General features: G+C 62.7%; 20 protein-coding genes. 9 read left to right on the top strand and 11 right to left on the bottom strand.

The window, feature by feature from the left end; genetic code table 11:
- Positions 1 to 170: 170 nt before the first annotated feature.
- Positions 171 to 1,079 (bottom strand): recombinase family protein, encoded by a 909-nt coding sequence (locus PAF18_RS16965; RefSeq protein ID WP_271118270.1) that lies wholly within the window; start codon positions 1,077 to 1,079, stop codon positions 171 to 173.
- Positions 1,080 to 1,305: 226 nt separating this feature from the next.
- Here PAF18_RS16965 and PAF18_RS16960 point away from each other — a divergent pair, with 226 nt between their 5' ends.
- Both PAF18_RS16960 and PAF18_RS16955 read left to right on the top strand, forming a co-directional pair.
- Entirely contained in the window at positions 1,306 to 2,373 is a 1,068-nt protein-coding gene (locus PAF18_RS16960) for a hypothetical protein (RefSeq protein WP_112312787.1), read from the top strand.
- A gap of 89 nt (positions 2,374 to 2,462) precedes the next feature.
- Positions 2,463 to 2,621, top strand: coding sequence for a hypothetical protein (locus PAF18_RS16955; protein WP_168175262.1), 159 nt, complete (start codon positions 2,463 to 2,465; stop codon positions 2,619 to 2,621).
- Positions 2,622 to 2,660: 39 nt separating this feature from the next.
- Here PAF18_RS16955 and PAF18_RS16950 read toward each other — a convergent pair whose 3' ends face one another.
- The 9 genes from PAF18_RS16950 to PAF18_RS16910 form a co-directional block, all read right to left on the bottom strand.
- Positions 2,661 to 2,882: a hypothetical protein gene (locus PAF18_RS16950; protein WP_271118269.1), complete on the bottom strand. Its 222-nt coding sequence runs from the start codon at positions 2,880 to 2,882 to the stop codon at positions 2,661 to 2,663.
- A 13-nt stretch (positions 2,883 to 2,895) separates the two neighbouring features.
- Positions 2,896 to 4,257, bottom strand: a complete 1,362-nt coding sequence (locus PAF18_RS16945; protein WP_078523489.1) for an NADH-quinone oxidoreductase subunit N — start codon at positions 4,255 to 4,257, stop codon at positions 2,896 to 2,898.
- 5 nt (positions 4,258 to 4,262) lie between these two features.
- Positions 4,263 to 5,723 (bottom strand): complex I subunit 4 family protein, encoded by a 1,461-nt coding sequence (locus tag PAF18_RS16940; RefSeq protein WP_216034234.1) that lies wholly within the window; start codon positions 5,721 to 5,723, stop codon positions 4,263 to 4,265.
- Between the two features lie 11 nt (positions 5,724 to 5,734).
- Positions 5,735 to 7,633 carry an NADH-quinone oxidoreductase subunit 5 family protein gene (locus tag PAF18_RS16935; protein WP_271118268.1) on the bottom strand — a complete coding sequence of 633 codons (1,899 nt, stop codon included), beginning with the start codon at positions 7,631 to 7,633 and terminating at the stop codon, positions 5,735 to 5,737.
- Positions 7,630 to 7,941, bottom strand: a complete 312-nt coding sequence (gene nuoK, locus PAF18_RS16930) for an NADH-quinone oxidoreductase subunit NuoK (RefSeq protein ID WP_050532696.1) — start codon at positions 7,939 to 7,941, stop codon at positions 7,630 to 7,632. The genes PAF18_RS16935 and nuoK overlap by 4 nt, the downstream gene beginning before the upstream one ends.
- Complete coding sequence (locus PAF18_RS16925) at positions 7,938 to 8,456, bottom strand: NADH-quinone oxidoreductase subunit J family protein (protein WP_078523484.1); 519 nt, start codon at positions 8,454 to 8,456, stop codon at positions 7,938 to 7,940. The genes nuoK and PAF18_RS16925 overlap by 4 nt, the downstream gene beginning before the upstream one ends.
- Complete coding sequence (locus PAF18_RS16920; protein WP_043847419.1) at positions 8,453 to 9,352, bottom strand: complex I subunit 1/NuoH family protein; 900 nt, start codon at positions 9,350 to 9,352, stop codon at positions 8,453 to 8,455. The genes PAF18_RS16925 and PAF18_RS16920 overlap by 4 nt, the downstream gene beginning before the upstream one ends.
- Entirely contained in the window at positions 9,349 to 11,352 is a 2,004-nt protein-coding gene (locus PAF18_RS16915; RefSeq protein WP_353620702.1) for a heavy metal-binding domain-containing protein, read from the bottom strand. Before PAF18_RS16915 ends, PAF18_RS16920 begins: the two co-directional genes overlap by 4 nt.
- Positions 11,353 to 11,531: 179 nt before the next feature.
- Positions 11,532 to 11,894 (bottom strand): NADH-quinone oxidoreductase subunit A, encoded by a 363-nt coding sequence (locus PAF18_RS16910; RefSeq protein WP_043847423.1) that lies wholly within the window; start codon positions 11,892 to 11,894, stop codon positions 11,532 to 11,534.
- Positions 11,895 to 12,264: 370 nt separating this feature from the next.
- Between PAF18_RS16910 and PAF18_RS16905 the strand changes: the two genes are divergently transcribed.
- Positions 12,265 to 12,906, top strand: coding sequence for an RNA polymerase sigma factor (locus PAF18_RS16905; RefSeq protein WP_240477028.1), 642 nt, complete (start codon positions 12,265 to 12,267; stop codon positions 12,904 to 12,906).
- A gap of 12 nt (positions 12,907 to 12,918) precedes the next feature.
- Positions 12,919 to 13,278, top strand: a complete 360-nt coding sequence (locus PAF18_RS16900; protein WP_271118267.1) for a hypothetical protein — start codon at positions 12,919 to 12,921, stop codon at positions 13,276 to 13,278.
- A 505-nt stretch (positions 13,279 to 13,783) separates the two neighbouring features.
- On the opposite strand, the gene PAF18_RS16895 is transcribed toward PAF18_RS16900, so the two are convergent.
- On the bottom strand, positions 13,784 to 14,470 hold the full coding sequence (locus PAF18_RS16895) for a DUF6629 family protein (RefSeq protein ID WP_271118266.1): 687 nt from the start codon (positions 14,468 to 14,470) through the stop codon (positions 13,784 to 13,786).
- A 177-nt stretch (positions 14,471 to 14,647) separates the two neighbouring features.
- Here PAF18_RS16895 and PAF18_RS16890 point away from each other — a divergent pair, with 177 nt between their 5' ends.
- From PAF18_RS16890 to PAF18_RS16870, 5 genes are all read left to right on the top strand, one after another.
- Positions 14,648 to 15,190: a proton-conducting transporter transmembrane domain-containing protein gene (locus PAF18_RS16890; RefSeq protein ID WP_353620703.1), complete on the top strand. Its 543-nt coding sequence runs from the start codon at positions 14,648 to 14,650 to the stop codon at positions 15,188 to 15,190.
- 68 nt (positions 15,191 to 15,258) lie between these two features.
- The gene (locus tag PAF18_RS16885; RefSeq protein WP_271118265.1) at positions 15,259 to 16,119 is read left to right on the top strand and encodes a hypothetical protein; all 861 of its coding nucleotides are present in this window, start codon (positions 15,259 to 15,261) and stop codon (positions 16,117 to 16,119) included.
- Positions 16,120 to 16,243: 124 nt separating this feature from the next.
- Complete coding sequence (locus tag PAF18_RS16880; protein WP_271118264.1) at positions 16,244 to 17,440, top strand: phospholipase D-like domain-containing protein; 1,197 nt, start codon at positions 16,244 to 16,246, stop codon at positions 17,438 to 17,440.
- 183 nt (positions 17,441 to 17,623) lie between these two features.
- Positions 17,624 to 17,788, top strand: coding sequence for a hypothetical protein (locus tag PAF18_RS16875; protein ID WP_157835932.1), 165 nt, complete (start codon positions 17,624 to 17,626; stop codon positions 17,786 to 17,788).
- Between the two features lie 109 nt (positions 17,789 to 17,897).
- Positions 17,898 to 18,257, top strand: coding sequence for a DUF5676 family membrane protein (locus tag PAF18_RS16870; RefSeq protein WP_043847459.1), 360 nt, complete (start codon positions 17,898 to 17,900; stop codon positions 18,255 to 18,257).
- The last annotated feature ends 2 nt before the right edge of the window (positions 18,258 to 18,259 follow it).

Below are 18,259 nucleotides of genomic sequence, written 5' to 3'. Positions count from 1 at the left end.
TAAAAAACTCAGCAAGTCATTGATATAGATATATTAAATGCAGATCTAACCAAATCGAGCCGCTACTCTGTTGAGTTGGCACATTAGCAGCTAACCCCAAGCAACTAATGGCACTTTCTGCCTCCTGCGGAGTTTTCTCCCGGTGAAATTTTTTGGATTCGGGTCAGAAGCTACATCTGATTTTGGCTCGATTCGTACGGCATGAGGCCAAGTCGTTCCGCCCGCTCCAACAGCATTTTCACCGAAGACGGCTGCCATCTTGTTCGGCCACGAGGCGTGCGTTCGCGCATCGCTTCCAGCCGGGTGCAGATCGCCTGAAGCGTGATGTCGGGGTCCGCGCCCTTGATGCCGGCGACGATGGCGGGCAGACGGTCGTCGGTTTCGCGGCGCCCGGCGCGGGCTAGCACCTCGGCCGGCAGGAAGCCGTCGCCGACATAGGCCTTCACAGCGCGCAAGAGACGGCTTTGGGTCCAGCGACGCGCCTCGGGCAAGGGGCCGTTGATGATGCGCACCACGTCTTCCCAGGCCAAGTCGGGTCGCAACCGGCGCACATGGGGCACCCAATCTTGTGCCGTCTCGTTCAGACGCTCCATGTAGCCGTCTTGTCGCGCCAGCCGTACTTTGCGAAGAGCAGCAGGGTCTTTGGCCCGCAGTCCAGGGTTCCCGCCGACGCGGCCCTTTGAGCGTGCCGAGGCAAGTCCGGCTTTGGTACGCTCGCGGATCAGAGCGCGTTCGAACTCAGCCGCAGCGCCCAGAACCTGCAACGTGAACTTGCCCTGGGGCGAGGCAGTGTCGATCGGGTCCTGGAGCGAGCGGAAGAACGCCCCCTTGCCCTCCAGTTTTTCGATCACCTCAAGTAGGTGCGACAAAGACCGCGCAAGCCGGTCGATCCGCACGACGACCAGCGTGTCGCCCTTGCCAATCCGCTCCAGCACACGTGCAAGCACGGGCCGCGCGCGATTGCCGCCCGAGGCGTGCTCTTCAAAGATCTCGGTGCATCCCGCAGACTGCAGTGCTTCAGACTGGGGCAGGGGGGTCTGATCCTCGGTGGAGACGCGCGCATAGCCAATCAGGGGCATGAAACTGGGCCGTTTGCAATTTAATATATCGCCAATAAACGACCGTTTGTAAACGAATGCAAGTAGGTGCTTTCTCGTCGTGCTTGTCTACAAGCCCTTGGTTTCCTTGCGCTGAGCGCGATCAGAGAGGATTCACCGGCAGTCGCGCGCGCATACTATATAAAAAACGTCGGCTACCGCCACAAAGTCACTTGGGTAATATGCAAAAGAATTGTATTTTGCACATATGAAGACCCAAGCAACTGCTTTAACATATGATTTCAATGATCCCCTCATCACCATCGAGGAGGATGAAGAAGCTCACGAAGAGGATCTCTGGTTTCTGCCGGGACCACTCGATGAAGAACCAAATGATTTGCCTCCCGGGCCACGGGCAGAACCGCCCGACACTGCTGTCATCGAAGACTGGGCAAAGGCAGAAAGCGTTCAAGCTGCTCGACTGGCACGGGTCGCTGGGCGTCTGGGTGCTCTGGATGACCGACTGCTGCGCGGCCCGGAAGGCTGGCGGCATCGCCTCGCTTTGATAGAGGCAGCGAACCTCAGCTGGTTCGCGGGGGACCGGGTGAGTTCTGATCGTCTGGCGCTCTGGATATCGATGCGGCTTTCGGGCGCACAGGATGACCCTAATGCCCTTGCAAGAGTTGGATGGGCTGTTCGGCGCCTGACAGGCGGTCCCGGACCGGTGGCCGACCTGGCCGCCTTCCTGGATCGCCGCGATCCCGAGAGCATTGAAGACAGCGCTGAGCGTTTCGAAGGTCGCGCGGGCGGATGGCTGGATGTAATGACAGCCGCAGCCGAGCTCCACCCAATCACCAGGGCTTGCATGGGCTTTCATCTCTGGAGTCTGGCGGGCCTCGGACAGCACGGCGACCAGATCGAAGCCGCCGTCACCGCGTCCAGGATCGCGGCCTGCGACGAAGGCGGCGCCGTCTTCGCACCGCTGGCTATGGGCGGGGCAAGGGGGCTGCGCTTCTCGGGTTTGCCAACCGAACGCTTGGCACGCTGGTTGGATGGGATGAACAGCGCAATTCTGACGGCGATGCGAACACTTGACGATATTGAAGCGTGGACGGGTCGGGCAGAAAACGTCATGGCGCAATTGTCTGGCCGCACGCCGCTTGCCTTGCGAAGAACTTTCTCTCAGTGGCCCTTGGTCTCCGCCCCAATGGCTGAGGCGACGACTGGAGCCAGTCGCGCCGCCGTTCAGCGCAATCTGGCGTGGATGGAGGCAAGCGGTTTGATCCGCGAAGTGACCGGGCAGGGGCGCTTTAGGATGTGGAAAGCGACAGGCTGACAGATCGTCCAGTGATGGATGGTAGCATTTTATAAGTGAATACAGTTGCTTGCGGCATCCCCTGTGCAATCTGTGTTCAGGGGGCGATCGTGCGTTGTCGCGCTCTAGCGGGTCTGGCGTTCCGTCTGGCGCCATACGTGCCGCATCCGGACAATCTGGATTGGGTCGAGATTATCGTTAATCAGGAAAGCCTCGACTATGAAGGCACGATGATCCTAGATTACCTGATGCCGCGATGGATGATCTAGGTGATCTATCTGTCCCCGATCATTCCGCCTCCAGCGGTTTCAACCTGTTTGCACATGCGATGATGCGCGTTGACGATTGTGGCAGTGGTCGATACCCTGTTCGTGCTTTATGCGTAGATTTTTTTTTGCCTGCTTGCCGGTCTCGGGACCCAGCACCTCATCTACATCATCGCGCGCAAAAGGTGCGCGCGCGAATGTCCGATGCTCTTCGCTTGAACGCGTCTCAAACCGGCGGGCTGGCCCGGTCACCTTCAAATCCATGCCGATGTCTGGTCTACGGCCCGGGCAGGATTCCGGCCGCGAGCCCGATGAGCAGCGTGGCAAGCACGGTGACCACGACTGTTCCTTGGGTCAGAACTGCGCCCACCTCTGACGGGTGCTCTGTCGAAGAAGTTCGATACATCGGCACCATCAACCGCAGGTAAACTCCAAGTGCCAGCACCGAGTTCAGGACGCCGATGATCGCAAGCCACAGATACCCGGCCTCGACCGCTGCCGAGAGCAGATAAAATTTGCCCACGAAGCCGAAGAGCGGCGGGATGCCGGTCAGTGACAGCAGGAACACCACCATCGCCGCGCCGAGCCACGGACGGGTGCGCCCGAAGCCTTCGAGATCGCCCAGATCGCGCCCGGCCAGCAGGACAACCGCAAAGGCACCGAGGTTCATCGCCACGTAAGCGGCGGCAAAGACCAGAATGCCCGGAACGGCAAAGCCGCTGGCCCCGAGGGCCACGACGCCCATCAGGAAATATCCCGACTGTGCCACCGAGGAATAGGCGATCAGGCGCACAAGGTTGGTCTGCACCAGTGCGGCGAGGTAGCCATAGGTCATTGTCGCCGCCGCGATCACGGCCAGCGCCAGAGGCCAGCCACCGTCACGGGGCAGGTCGCGCAGGACCTGCGCGAACGCGAAAAAGGCGGCCGCCTTGGTGATGACGGACAGGTAGGCCGCGATCGACACGGGCGCCCCCTGATAAGCGTCCGGTGCCCAGAAATGAAACGGCACCAGCGATCCCTTGTAGCCCAGACCGACGATGATGGCGATCAACCCGGCGATGGTCACAAGTGTCTGGCCCTGCAACTGGCCCAGCTCCGAGAACAGGGTCGAGCCGGTGCCGCCGAACCAGAAGGTCAGCCCGTAGATCATCACCGATCCGGTGACCGCGCCGAAGACGAGGTATTTCATCGCTGCCTCGGTGGCCGCATCGTCGCGCGGCCAGGCCACAAGCGCGAAAGAGCCCAGTCCGGTCAGCACAACACCGATCACCACCACCATCATGTCGCCAGCCCCCGACAGCATCAGCGCGCCAAGGGTCACGAGCACGACGAGGGATTGAACGCTGCCTTCGCGCGGGCGACCGGTGATTTCGGCCCGGACGAGCAGCAGGGACAGAGCGGTGCCGGGCAGCAGGATCAGCTTGGCCCAGCCCGAAATCAGGTCTATCCGGTAAGTGCCGCCGAAGACGGTGGCGTCAACGCTCAGCATCGGCAGTGTCAGCAGGGTGGCCGCCGCAAGCCCGGCCAGACCGATGGCCAGCACCAGCCGCGCCGCGCGGAACATCTCGGCGACGATCATCAGCATCGCCGCGGCGGCAAGCGTAAGCTCCGGCGCCAGAAGGGCAAGATCGCGGCCCATCTCCATCAGTTGCCGAGGCCCGTCATGGTGGTGTGGATCATGTCAATCAGCCAGCCGGGTGCGACACCGATCAGAACGGTCAGGACGAGAAGCGGCAGGACCACCAGCTTTTCGCGCCGGTCCAGATCGGGCATGTCGGCCCATTTGTCGTTCATCTCGCCCAGAAACACGCCCGCGATGGCCCGCAGATACAGCGCCGCCGTGACAACGATGGCGAGGATCGCGATCAACCCCCAGGGCATGCCGTTCAGCGTGGCAAGGAAAATCTGGAACTCGGCCGGGAAGTGCGCCAGGCCCGGCAATCCGAGAGAGGCGAAAGCCGACAGGATGAAGGCCCAGCCAAGCCACGGCACACGGCCCAGCAGCCCGCCGAAATCGCCGATTCCGCGGGTATGGGCCCGGTCCTGCAACATGCCCACAAGGAAGAAGAGGGCGCCCGTGACCAGCCCGTGGCTGACCATCTGGAGGGTCGCGCCATCCAAAGCTATGGTCCGGATGCGCGGCTCTGTCGCCAGTGCAGCAATGGCGACGCCCATCACCACGTACCCCATGTGGTTAACGGACGTGTAGGCGATCATCTTCTTTAGGTCGCTCTGCGCCAGTGCCGCGAAGGCCCCGTAAAGCGCGCTGACCACCCCGAAGGCGAGGATCACCTGTCCGGCCTGCGCGAAGGCCTCGGGCGTCATCTGGTAGGCAAAGCGCACCAGCCCGTATGTGCCGAATTTCAGCATCACGCCGGCGAGGATCACGCTGCCCGCCGTGGGCGCCTGCACATGCGCCGCCGGAAGCCAGGTGTGGACCGGGAAGGCCGGGATCTTGACCGCGAAGGTCACGAGCATTGCAATCAGCGCCAGCATGGCGGGAAGCCCGCCCAGTGTGGTACCTTCGACCCAGACACGCATGTCGAAGGTACCTGAGCCGAGGTAAAGCCCGATGATCGCCAGCAGGAGGGGCAACGAGCCCACAAGCGTATAGAGGAAGAACATGAGCGCAGCCCGTTGCCGCTCTTCATAGCCCCAGCCTGCGATCATGAAATACATGCCCACCAGTGAGACCTCGAAGAAGACATAGAAGAGCAGGCCGTCAAGCGCCATGAAGGTGCCGAGCGACGCGGTTTCCAGCATCAGCATCAGCACCACATAGGAGGCCGCCCGCTCCCCGATCCGCGCCGAATACAACGCCGACAGAAGAAACAGAAGCGAGGTCAGCAGCACAAGCGGCAGGCTCAACCCGTCCACGCCCAGTCGGTAGGCTGCGCCAATGGCCGGGATCCAGGCGATTTCCTCGACCTGGGCAAAATCTCCGGCCACGATGCCCCGCGCCCAGATCCCCAGCGTGATGAGGAAGACGGCCCCCGTCGCGGCGATGGACACCGTGTGTGCCTTTTTCGTGGAGCGGTCGGGCAGCGCCATAAGCGCGAGACCGGCAAGGATGGGCAGGAAGGTGGCAATGGTCAGAAGCGGCATGAGCGCGATCCTCAGAAGAAAAGCGGGGCGGCGAGGAGTACGCCGGTGACAAGGGCGATTCCGGCGACGGTCATCGCCATTTCGCGGTGGATAAGGCCGCTTTGCAGGCGGCGGGCGCGGGTGCCGAGGGCGACTGTGCGATCGACAAGGCCAAAGATTGCGCGGTCGATGGTGTCACGGTCGGTGCGCAGGCTGATCTGTCCGAGAGACAGGTTCAGCCTGCCAACCGCGTTGACCAGCGCCAGAAGCCAGTATTCGGCGCGCTCGATCCGGTGTGACAGCGCTTGTGCGCCTGTGACGATGCCGCCCAGCACGACACGGCGGATGATCCAGCTATCCAGACGGTCGCACAGCCGCGCCAGGGCCAGCGCCGGGCGGACCACGAGGGCGTCCAAACCCCCTGCAATTGGAAACCCATCCCGCGCAGGTGCAAGCAGCGGACCCAGAAGGCGGGCGGGGGCCAGCAGCCAGCCAAGCGCCAGCCCGGCCAGACCCACCGCCAGCCCCATGGCCGGGACGATCCAGCCGGGCTCGGCCAGATGCGCGCCCAGCATCGCCTCCAGCGGTTTGAAAACAAGGCCGAGCGTGGCGGCGAGTGCCACGAGAACGCCCATGCCGACGGCCATAAGCGGCACTGGATCGTGGGGCTTCTCCGGCGTGCCGGACCACAGCACCTTCAATGCCCGGCCCATATAAGCCCCGGTCAGCACCGACCCGGCAAGGGCCAGCGGCAGCAACCACGCGGCAGAGGGGCTATCGAGAGCCGCGGCGAGTATTGCGTCCTTGGAATAGAAGGCAGCGAGCGGTCGCAGCCCGGCCAGCGCCAGAGCTGCCACGGCAAAGCCCGCAAAGATGCCGGGCCGGGTGCGACCTGCGCCCGCAAGCGTGTCAAGATCCGTGCTCTCGCGGTCGTGCTGGAAGACGCCGGCGCCAAGGAACAGCGCCGACTTGATCGCCGCATGGGCGATCAGGTGCAGAAGGGCGGCGATGGGAACCCCGGCCCCCACCGCGATCAGCATCAGCCCGTACTGGCTGGCGGTTGAGGCGGCGAGCAGACGCTTGAGGTCCGTTGCGGCCAGTGCCATTAGCCCGGCAATCACCGCCGTCGCCCCGCCGACAATCCCGATTGCCAGAAGCGCGCCGCCAGGCAACATCGGTGCGGTCCGGATCAGCAGGATCGCCCCCGCCGCTACCAGCGTGGCCGAGTGGAGCAGGGCAGACACCGGCGTTGGTCCCGCCATCGCCCGCATCAGCCAGTCCTGCATCGGCACCTGCGCCGACTTGCCCATCGCCGCGAACAAGAGCAGCAGGCCCGCGATCAGCGCCGGGGTGCCGGTGGTGGCAAGCGTGGCCGATATCTCGGAGGTTCCGGCGATACCGATCAGCAGGAAGGCCGCGAGGTAGAGGCCCAGATCGGCCGTCCGGGTATAGAGGAACGCCCTCATGGCCGCCCCGGGCACTCCGTTGCGTCCGTGCCAAAACCCGATCAGAAGGTAAGAGGCGAAACCGATCATTTCCCACGCCGCCAGAAGTGTGATCCAGTCGCCCGACAGCACCAGAAGTTGCATCGCGGCCACGAACATCAGCATGGTGCCGAAAAAGCGGGGGCGTTCCGGATCCTGCGCCATGTAGCCCGCCGCATAGGTCAGGACCATGGCCGCGACGGTCGCGACGACCAGCGCCAGCGTTGCCGTCAGCGGGCTGGCCACCAACCGGATCGGCAGGTCCGGCAGGAAAGGCAGACTGGCCGTGATATCCGTACCGCCCGCCACCCCGGCGAACAGCGCAATTGCCCCGGCAAGGCCCAGGGCTGCGCCGATTAGCGCAATCGCCTCCGGCGCCCGCCGCAGCGCAAGGGCCGTCAGGCCCGCGCCCAGGGGCGCGAGGATCGTCAGCGCCAGCCAGATCACCCCTTGAGCTCCCGCGCTTCTTCCATCTCGACCGACCCGCGCGAGCGGAACCGCGCGATGGCGATGCCGAAACCCACGGCCATCTCGACCGCCATCACCGCCATGACAATTAGCACGAACATCTTCGCCGCGGTCACATCGGGGTGCAGATAGCGCCAGAACGCCACGAGATTGAGCAGTGCCGCGGCAAGGATCAGCTCGACCCCCATGATGATCATGACAAGGTTGGTCTGGCTGAGCGCGCCATAGAGACCAACGCCGAAAAGCGCCGCACCGACGCTGAGCGCGATCATGAGCTCGGGGATCATGGGGTGTCCTCCTCTTGCGGGGCGATGGCGACCATGGTCGCGGCGATCATCGCGGTCAGGATCATCAGCGCCGCGCTTTCAAAGATGAACATCGAGCGTCCGAGGATTTCGCGTCCCAGCAAGCGCGCCTGTTCATCGGCCCCGGGCACGTCGGGCACGGGGCCTTGCCAGCCGGCGGTCCAGATCACCACAAGCGCGGCAACCAAGCCAATCCCGCCTGCCCAGAGCGACAGGCGTTTCTGGTGTGTCATGTCCATCTTGCCCATGCCGCCGGGGTCCATCATGAACATGACCATGAAGATCGCCATGACGCTCATCTCGGTGGCCATCATCATGATCTGGAGCACGCCCAGGAACTCGGCTTGCATGACAAGGAACATCGCCCCGATGGCGGTCTGACTGAAGAGGAGCGCGATGGCCGAACGCACCATGGAATGCGTGCGAAAGACGACGATCCCGAACCAGATCGCGGCAACACCGAAAAACGCGAGAAACAGGGCGGTGGCAAGGCTCATATCGGCACCACGAGGGCGATGACGCCCACAAGGAAGATATTGGCCAGCGCCAGGGTGATGCCGAGCTTCCAGCTCAGTTCAAGATACTTCGCCTCGCGCAGGCGCGGCAGTCTGGATCCGAGCGCAAGCATCCCTGCTGCCACGGCGAGCGTCTTGAGCGCAGTCCAAACCCAGCCCGGCAGCCACGGGCCAAGCCAGCCTCCAAGGTAGAAAGTGACGGTTGCGCTGGCCAGTGCGACGATGATCACAAGCCGTGCCAGCCGCAGGACGGCCAGCCGCGCGCCGGTGTATTCGGCCTCGACTCCACCCGCCAGATCGCCGCCGCCGGTGGGCAGGTCGATGGGCGGCAGCCAGGCGACACCCATCGCCGCGATGACGAACAGGACGAAGCCGATGGGCTGATAGGCGACGTTCCACAGCGCCGCCTGAGACAGGACGATCTGGGTGGTGGAGAGCGACTCCGCCCGCATCGCCACTGCCGTTATGGGCATCACGATCAGCATGGCATAGGCGATGAACTGGCCCAGAAAGCGCCAGCCGCCGATCATCCCATAAGCTCCGTTTGGCCCCCAGCCCGCCATGATAAGGGCAACCAGTACATAGGCCAGCGCGGCGTTCAGAAACAACGCGCCAATGGCCAGATCGGTAATGATCAGCCCCGGCGCCAGCGGGATCACCGCCACCGACAGCAATCCCGCGACCAGCAGTAGGACCGGGCCGGATTCGAAGAAGAGCCGGTCGGGCGTGCGGGGCATGATCTGTTCACGGCCCAAAAGAGCAAGTGCCGAAGTCGCCGGGCGTGTCAGGCTCAGGCGTCCGTGAACCGCCCAGCTTTCCAGAACGGCCACTGCGTAGCAGCCGACAGCAAGCGCCAAAAGGATCATCGCGATACTCATTGTGACGCGCTCCAGGGATCAAGATCGAGCGAGGCGATTGCGGTCAGTGCGTCGGCAAGTTCCATCTGCTTTATCAGGTCGGGCACATGCGCAGCGAGTGCCGCGAAAGGTGTGGTCAGATGGGTCGAGGAAACCATGCCACCCTTCAATGTCAGGTGCAGGGTTGCCGGTCCGCGCGGTGTTTCCAGTGTGGCCATGCCATGGCCGTCGCCTTTTGCACGCGGCATCACTGGTATCGCAATCGCGCCCGCCTCGGCTATCAGATCAAGGCTTTGCGCAATCTCCGCACAGCGTTGGCGTAGCCGCGCCATCGCGTCGCCTTCATCCTGCGTGATCGGTTCGAAACCTAATTCGTCGTAGACCCCGTCGCCGTGTCTGGCATCGGACGCATGGCCCGCCGCACGTGCCACAGGACCTTCCGATGCTCCCTGAAGCGTCCCGATCCCGGTCAGTTTTGGTCCCATAAGTGATCGGTTGAGTGCAACGTGCAGAAGGCTCGTTATAGAGGTTGCTTGCTCTGCCACCTCATCCGCTTTAGCCGTCCGGACGCGGTGTTCCATGGCCGCCGCCCGGCGCCCCAGCGGTGCAAGGCCCGCTTGTCGAGCCAACCCGGCAAGCCAGTTGAGATGGCTTGCGATCCTTTCGCGTTCAACCGCCGCGGCGCGCGCCGTCAGCACGTCTTTCGGCGCGGTCTGCCCTGTTGCAGCTTCGGCAGCGCGGCAGGCCAGTTCGCGCATCGCCACAGGTGACAGGGGCACCGCGTCTGCAAGACTTGCAGCAAAGTCTTCGAGAGCAACGCCTGATGGCAGCGCTGCCGCCTCCATCCCTCTGATCTCGGCGCCCGCGACGCTGTCTCCATCGAGGGTCAGAACCATATGCAGTCCGCTTGGCAGACCCGGGAAGAATGGGCCGAATGGAGCGTCTATCCATTCCATCACCAACCCGTCGGGGCTGACCGGTTTGCCTTCCGTCAGCTCGACCATGGACATGAAATGTGGCTCGATCCCCGGGATGTCGGGCGCTGCGCCGTGGCCTGCGTGGCCATGATGCTCGCTATGCGCATCCTGCTGCCCGTGTGCGCCATGCGCAGCGTGCCCCCCTTGGCCCTCTTGGGCTGGCGTGTGCGCGTGGTGCTTGTGACTGCCATGTCCACTGTGCGCGTGGCCTCCGGCCTCGGCCTGCGGAACGAGGTCCATGCCGCATTTGGGGCAGGAACCCGGTGTCTCGGAGGTCACCTCGGGGTGCATCGGGCAGGTGTAGGGGCCTGTCGGCTCCGAGGCCGGTTTGGCGTGATGGCCGTGGCCGTGATGCGCATGATGACCTTGGTGCGCGTGCTCTCCGGCCTCGGCCTGAGGGACGAGGTCCATGCCGCATTTGGGGCAGGAGCCGGGCGTGTCGGAGGTGACCTCTGGGTGCATGGGGCAAACATAGGAAGTGGACGCCTCGGCGCTGGTCACAGCATCCGCGTGATGATGGGCCTTTTCTGCTTGCGTAGAACCCGTGGACGATTTCTCATGGCCCTCATGGCCCTCATGGCCCTCATGGCCCTCATGGCCCTCATGGCCCTCATGGCCCTCATGGCCCTCATGGCCCTCATGGCCCTCATGGCCCTCATGGCCCTCATGGCCCTCATGGCCGTGCGACGCCGCGCCGGAAACGCGGCGTTCCACAAGGAACATCCCGCATTTCGGGCATTTGCCGGGTTCGTCCGAAACGACTTCGGGATGCATGGGGCAGGTGTATTCGATCCGCTCCGACAGGGCAGGCGCATCAAACTCCGTGATGTCTGGTGCAAAAGCCCCATTGCGGAGCAGTTTGCGCAGATCCTCCAGTCCGGAGATCAGGCCCGCCTGCGACATCTCCGCCGTCACGTCGGCAGTGGGCAGAGGGCCAAGATCGACCTCACCAAGCGCCAGAATGCACCGGGGTCGCGGCATCTGGGCCCAGACGACGCTGGCCGCATCGGCCAGCGCAGTGGGCAAGGGCCCCGCGATCAGCAAGACGTTCGCGTGGCGCGGCGTCACCGCGCGGATCAGCCCTGCGGCGTCCAGATCGAGACCACGGGCATTTGCGACATCCTCACCGGGAACAACGAACGCGCGCAAGTCCCGCGCCATGGCCCCGGCGACCAACCCGCGGAAACCGCGCAACAGACCCTGACGTGCTCCGGACAAATCCATCATTGCCGCCTCAGCGCGCCCTGGCTCCATCCATAGAGCAGGCCGAGAAACAGGATTGCGAGAAAGACACCCATGTCGAGCAGGGCAACCAGCCCCTCTTCACGGTAGACGACCGCCCAAGGGTACATGAACGCCATCTCCATATCGAAGGCCAGAAACAATAGCGCATAGCCGTAATACTTGGCGTGGTATCGGACCCAGACCGGATCGCGGGCCAGCGTGCCGGCGGTTGCGGGCACGTCCTTGGCGGGTTCGGCACGGGCCCGCCCGATCGCACGGGCGAGGGCATAGATGCTCAGGACCAGCCCGACCGTGCCGAACGTCAGGCCGAGCAGAATGGCGTATTGCGTCAGTTCACTCATGTCCGCACTGGCTCCTGTCGTGCTTGGCCTTTTTTGCCAGATCTGGTACCGCGCACGAAAAAGCCGTGCGTAGTCCTTTCCATCCACGTTAAGGCAAGGACGCTCAAAAAGAAAAACGATTACGAAAAATTACTTCCCCAACCTGACGACGCGACTTGAAGCAATGAGATTTTGAAAGTCGCGGCGCCTTTGTCAGCAGCAACCATGCGGATAAATTTCATCGGCACGATGGATTGCTGATTTCAAAATCACTAACATTGGAATTTCGCCTTGGAATGGATAGCTTCATGGTATCTGCCCATGGCGACATGTTCGATGTATCCGCCTGCCGGGCTGGATCGGAATTTCGGTGCAAGGGCGGCGTGCAACCATGTCGGAAACCAAAAACCATATCCCAATGGACAGCGACGGTGATCCGCCCGGCCTCGAGACAACACTGTCGGTGAACAGAAATGCGTTTTTGGGGTTTCTCGTCAAACGGCTGGGAAACCGGGCCGATGCTGAGGACGTTCTGCAGGAGTTTTGCATCCGCGTTCTGGCACGTAAGGATCAGCTGCGCGAGGCGGACCGCATGGATGCCTGGCTTTACGCGGTGTTGCGTTCGGCGCTGAATGATCACTATCGCAAGTCGGGACGGTCGAGGCGTCTGACAGAGGCTGTCGCACTGGAAGTTCAGTCTGCGGTTGTCGCGGATGACCCGGTCGAAGACATGGACGTGATCTGCAACTGCGTCAAAGGGCTGGTCACTGAACTGCGTTCCGGTGACGCCGAACTGATCCGCCGAATTGACATTGACGACGAGGATCGCGGCATTGTGGCAGCGGACCTCGGGCTTAAGTCCGGCACACTGAATGTGCGTCTCCACCGCGCCCGCGCCGCCTTGGGTGACGCGTTGATGGCCCACTGCGGCCCTTGTTGCCGTCATGGCTTTGACGATTGCTCCTGTCCGCCGGTCGGCTGCGAGCATCCTGTTGAAGAGACCGATTGTAAGGACGAAAACACCCCGTCTTGAGGCGGTTTTGTAATGCTGCGCTTCAAACGGCGTCTTCATAAAGAAGACGCTCGGGAGGATCGTATGACCACGGAACCGGCAGATGCGCAGGCAGTCGCAGACTTGATTTCGGATGTGTTTTGCGAGTGTCGAAGCATTGTTGAGGCCGATGTTGGAAGGCTGTCGGGCGAGTTGTTTCTCAAGGTAGATGTCGAAGGGCGGAGCCTTCGGTCTGCGGCAGACGCGGTCGGGCTCAGCACAGGTGACGCCAAAACAGCTCTTTTTTTGTTCCGCCGCCAGATAGCCAGTGCTTTGGTATCGTCAGTCCTCACAGTATCGGCGTCGGACGAAGATCAAACGCGCGGAGAAGGGAGGCGAAGTGTGGGCCACTGAGTGGTCGGGTTACGGACCGCACCCCGATGTGTGTAACGAAAGGACAGAGCCGGCGTCTACACTTATGAACCGCGCAATCAGCGTTCATCAGCAAGGAAGACAGACATGTTCGGACCTCTCATTCTGGTTGGTATCCTCGTTTCGGTTTTGCTCGCCAGCAGAATAGTCGAAGCACATCGTGACGGCATTGTTGTCGAAGAAGCGCTCGTGGCCATCCCTGTAAAAAGCCCTCAAGACAGGAACCGACGCTAGGCGCAAGGCAGGGAAGGCCGCCCGCAGAGCACATGACGCCACAGTGACCAAACCAACCAACACAGTCTAAGCCCGCAAGACGAAGCGCAATAATCAATGACCGACCAGACAGCCCGCCCATTCACGCGCCGGTACCATGGCAGCGTCCCGGAAGCCCTGACGTTCAGCCTACGACGACCCCTTGGACAGGCCGGTAAGAAATACAGAGAATCGCCGTTGTGATTCCGTAGAGCGCGCCATTTACTTGTCGGATTTAGGCAAACAGTTCAGGACATTCACGGGCGCACTTATTTGTCAGGATGATGTAGACCAGATGCAGCGTCGCAAGTCCTGCCAGCAGGCAGAAGAAAGAGATGTAGGCATATTGCAGGAAAGCAATATCGACCACGATCACCGCCACCAGCGTCAAGGCGAAATGGCGCACATGTTTGTAGTGCGACAGGGCCGGCGGCAGGGTGATGAGGGTCACGTAGATCGTGTTGGTCAACCACCGCGGCATCATGAAATCGAGCCACATGGATTTTTCATAGGCCAGCGACTGGTTGTTGAGCTCTACCACAACCATGTCGCTGTTGAGCCCGTGCGGGATGTATAGCAGCAGGCCGAAGGCCAGTCCGATCAGCGCCATGAGGCGGAACAATCGCTTGCGCGGACTGTCGTCCGGCTCCAGCACATAAACCGAGAAGGGAACCCATATCGGCCACATGAACCACGTGAAGAAGATGAACCCCATTGCCCCCCACAAGACCGTCAGGGGATCATTTCCGTTCATGCCAACCCACACGAAACCCTCAGTGAATTGCTGAAGACCTGCGAAAAGCGGCATCAATGCAAGCGGGAGATAGCGTTTGTTGCGCTGGAAGGCCACGATTGAAATGGCGGCCCCACCCCCGACAAGGAAAACGCTTGCAGCAAAACTGACTTGGGCCGACAGGCACATGGCATTTTCCTTTTCAGGCCTACTCTCTGTTTCCAAACGTAAGCGACTTCTACAGCCTTGAAAAGAATGCAAATCGTCAGCCGCAGGATTGGTCCGGCTCCCCCCAAAAACAGGAGCCGGAAGGCCTGCTCCGCGTCGCCGCGGCAGTCACGCGGGCGCAGAGGCTAAAGCGGCACGATTGAACGCCGGGTCTCCGGCTGGTCCATCTCGTACGGCGGTGCCGGCTCGACGCTCCTTTCCGAGCTGGGCCGGCTGGCGGGCAGGACGCTGATCGCGCTGGCCGGGCTGACCGCGGTGCTGATCGGGCTGGGCTACAAGGCGGCGCTGGTGCCGTTCCAGTTTTGGGCACCCGACGCCTATGACGGCGCGCCGGTGTCCGTGGCCGCCTATCTGTCGGTAATTACCAAGGTCGCGGCAATCTTCGCCTTCGCGCAGATCTTGCGCGACCTACCGGTCGGTAACAGCTGGCCGCTGGTGGTCGCGCTAATCGCCGCCATGACGATGACGTGCGGCTACCTGGCGGCGCTGGTGCAAAGCAACGAGGTGCGCCTGCTGGCCTATTCGTCGATGGCGCAGGCGGGTTATTTCATGATGGGGATCGTGGATCTGGGGCCAGGCTTGCTGGCGCTGTCGGTCACCGTTTCCATGACGATTTTCAGGGTCTGGAGAACTGGACCGACGCGCAGGACGTTCTGGACGAACTCGCCGAGGCCGGAATAGAGGCCGATTTCGATCATAGCGGCCTTACCGAAGGCGTCGTCTTCGACAGCCGCGCACGGACCCACCGGGTGCACGGAGCAAAGCCTCTCTTCTATCTCTTGCGGCGAGGCAGCGCGCCGGGGTCGCTGGACCGCGCCCTGCTGGCTCAGGCCCAGGCGGCCGGTGTCGAGGTGCGGTTCAACGATCGGGTCACGGCCACGTCGGGGAACATGATACTGGCAGGCGGACCGCGCCGTGCTGATATCATCGCGGTCGGCTACGTCTTTGACACGGCCATGCCCGATGGTGCCTGGCTTGCGTTTGGGCCGGAACTTGCCCCGAAGGGCTACGCCTATCTGCTCGTGAACGAAGGACGCGGAACGGTGGCAAGTTGCATCTTCACGGGCTTTCGCGATCAGGCGCACTATCTTGCAGCGACGGTGTCGTATTTCGAACGTCACGCCGGGCTGCAAATGCAGAATGCGCGCGGCTTCGGCGGTTTCGGGAATGTCAGATTGCCACGCACAGCGATGCAGGGCGGAAACCCGGTGATCGGCGAGCACGCGGGTTTTCAGGACGCTCTGGCAGGATTCGGGTTGCGCTATGCGATGCGAACGGGCCAACTGGCGGCAGAGAGCCTGGTACGCGGCACCGACTACTCCAGGGCCTGGCGGCAGAGTTTGCAGCCGGGCCTGAGTGCCGGCGTGGTCAACCGGTTCATGTTCAACCGGACCGGCGCGCGCGGATTGGATTATCTGATCGGAAAACTCGGTGCCAACGACACCCGCTCGGTATTGGCGACGGCCTATCGGCTGTCGTTTACCAAGCGCCTCGTGCTGCCGCTCGCCCGGTTTCGCTATCGCGAACCTCTTAAAGACCGCAGTTGCGACCATGTCGCTTGCGATTGCGTCTGGTGCCAGCACGGTCTCCATGATCCGTCCGGTGTCTGACCGCCCTGGCCATCGCGCCACCATCGAGATCAAAGCAGGTTCTCGCGCCATCATATCAGGAAGCGGCGCACCAGTCGACGACCCTGACGTTGCTGCCAGATTCACGATGCGCTAAGCGGGAACCATGCGCGTCTTTGACAGAAATTTTATTCGGGCGGACGGTATCAGCCGCAAAGCAACGGGCGTCTCGCGGTCGAGCAAACATGCGCGCGCTGCGATGTGTGTGCCGGACCTCGGCGAGGGCGAGGGCACGTTCCGGCTTTTCGTCGAAGGCGATGTGCTTTACGACGAGATGATCGCCGCGATTGAGCGCGCGACGCGCGATATCCGCATGGAGTCCTATATCTTTGCGGCCGACGAGGTCGGCGCGCGTTTCGTGGCCGCGCTCGCGGAAAAAGCGCGCGCCGACCTTGACGTGCGGCTGCACCTCGACGCCTTCGGTGCCGGCCAGAGAAACTTTCGCAGGCTGCGACACGAATTGAAACAGGCCGGGGTCCGGTTCCGCTGGTTTCGCCCCTTCAGCCTGCTGCACCCGCTGAGATATCTGCAACGCAACCACCGCAAGCTTCTGGTCGTCGATGGCCGGGAAGCATTCCTGGGCGGTTTCAACATACGCCGACTGAACTCGCGCCGACTTCACGGCGAGACCCGTCAGCGAGACACCCATGTGCGCGTCGCGGGCCCGCTGGTGGAGCTCGCTGTCAGGCATTTCGAGCGACTCTGGCTTGACGCTGGCCAGCTTCCGGCCAGCGCGATTCCCGATGATACCAAGGGGATCGAGGGGTTGCTGGTGCCGAGCTACTCGCGCCTGTGCCGCAAGCGGCTTGGCTGTCTGCATGCGGGGCTGATCGAAATGGCGCAAACCCACGTTTATCTGACCTCACCATATTTCAGTCCTGGAACCGTGGTCGACCGCGCGCTTCAGGCCGCCGCCCGGCGCGGCGTGGACGCACGTTTGCTGGTCCCCCGCCGGAGCGATCCGCCGGTCGCCGGCTGGGCGACTCGGGCTGCATATGCGCACCTTCTGTCGGCGGGCGTGAGGGTCTATGAATACCTGCCGCGCCAACTGCATGCCAAGACTTCGGTCATCGACGCGGCTTGGTCGATCGTGGGCTCGGCAAACCTCGACTACCGAAGCCTGTTCATCAACCAGGAGCTCGTGTTGATCGCTCGGGATCGGACCCTGGCCGAGCAACTGCAGGCGCAGTATCTGGGCGACCTCGCAGAGGCCGCTGAAATCACCCAGCCGGCGTGGCACCGCCGCGGCTTGCGCGCGCGTGGCCTGGAGGCGATTGGCTGGGCCGCGCGACGACTGCTGTAGCTGTCAGAACCGCTCGACCCATGCCAGCCCGGATCGGGCGTCCCGGTCGGAGCTACCAAACGACTGCCTCCGGCCTGCGAGACCGCCCGCATCCTCACACTGCAAACGCGCCAATGTCCGAATTCCTGTAATGCTGTCCGTCGAGCCGCGTCTATAGAACGAAGGCAAAAAGAGGAGGTCCAGATGGACAGTCTTTCCAATACCCCGAAGCAAGCCAGCGCTGCCGAGAAATCGACCGGATGTTGCGGCGGCAAATCCGACGCGCAGGGCCAAGCCAAGCCCGAGCCGCGCGTCACGGAATCCGCCAAGGAGACGCCGGCCAAATCCGGCTGCTGCTGCGGCCACTGACACGACACCCCCGCGCGGGATCTGCGTCCCGCGCGAGCCACGGCACGGCGGCGCCGGATAGCAAGGCTCTTGCGGACCGGTCCCACCGGCGGCGAGGAGGGAACAAGCCATGATGCCTATCATCTATTTCACCGCAGTCGCGGCGATCCTTTTCCTGGCCCTGCGCATGACGTGCGGGGCATGTGTCATGGGCGCGGATACCGCGACGGGGCGCGCGCGCCTGCCACTTGTGCCGCTGGGCTGGGCGCTGAGCCTGTTTCTGGCGGTGACCTATCTGGTCTGCATCGCGTTCGATCTGATCTTTCCCGGCTATGCGATGTACCAGACCTGGTCCGGCCTGCTGCCAGGGTTCGTCTGGCTGACACCGCTTGGCTTCATCGTCGGTCTGGTCGAGAGCTTTCTCTATGGCTGGTATGCCGCGTTGATCTTCGGCGGGCTCTTCAACGCCATCGCGAATAGGGAGACTTAGGC

The sequence above is a fragment of the Paracoccus sediminicola genome (genome assembly GCF_027912835.1).
GTDB classification, from domain to species: Bacteria; Pseudomonadota; Alphaproteobacteria; order Rhodobacterales; family Rhodobacteraceae; genus Paracoccus; species Paracoccus sediminicola.
The sequence above is the reverse complement of the archived record's forward strand: the minus strand, read 5'-3'. Positions and strand labels throughout refer to the sequence as shown.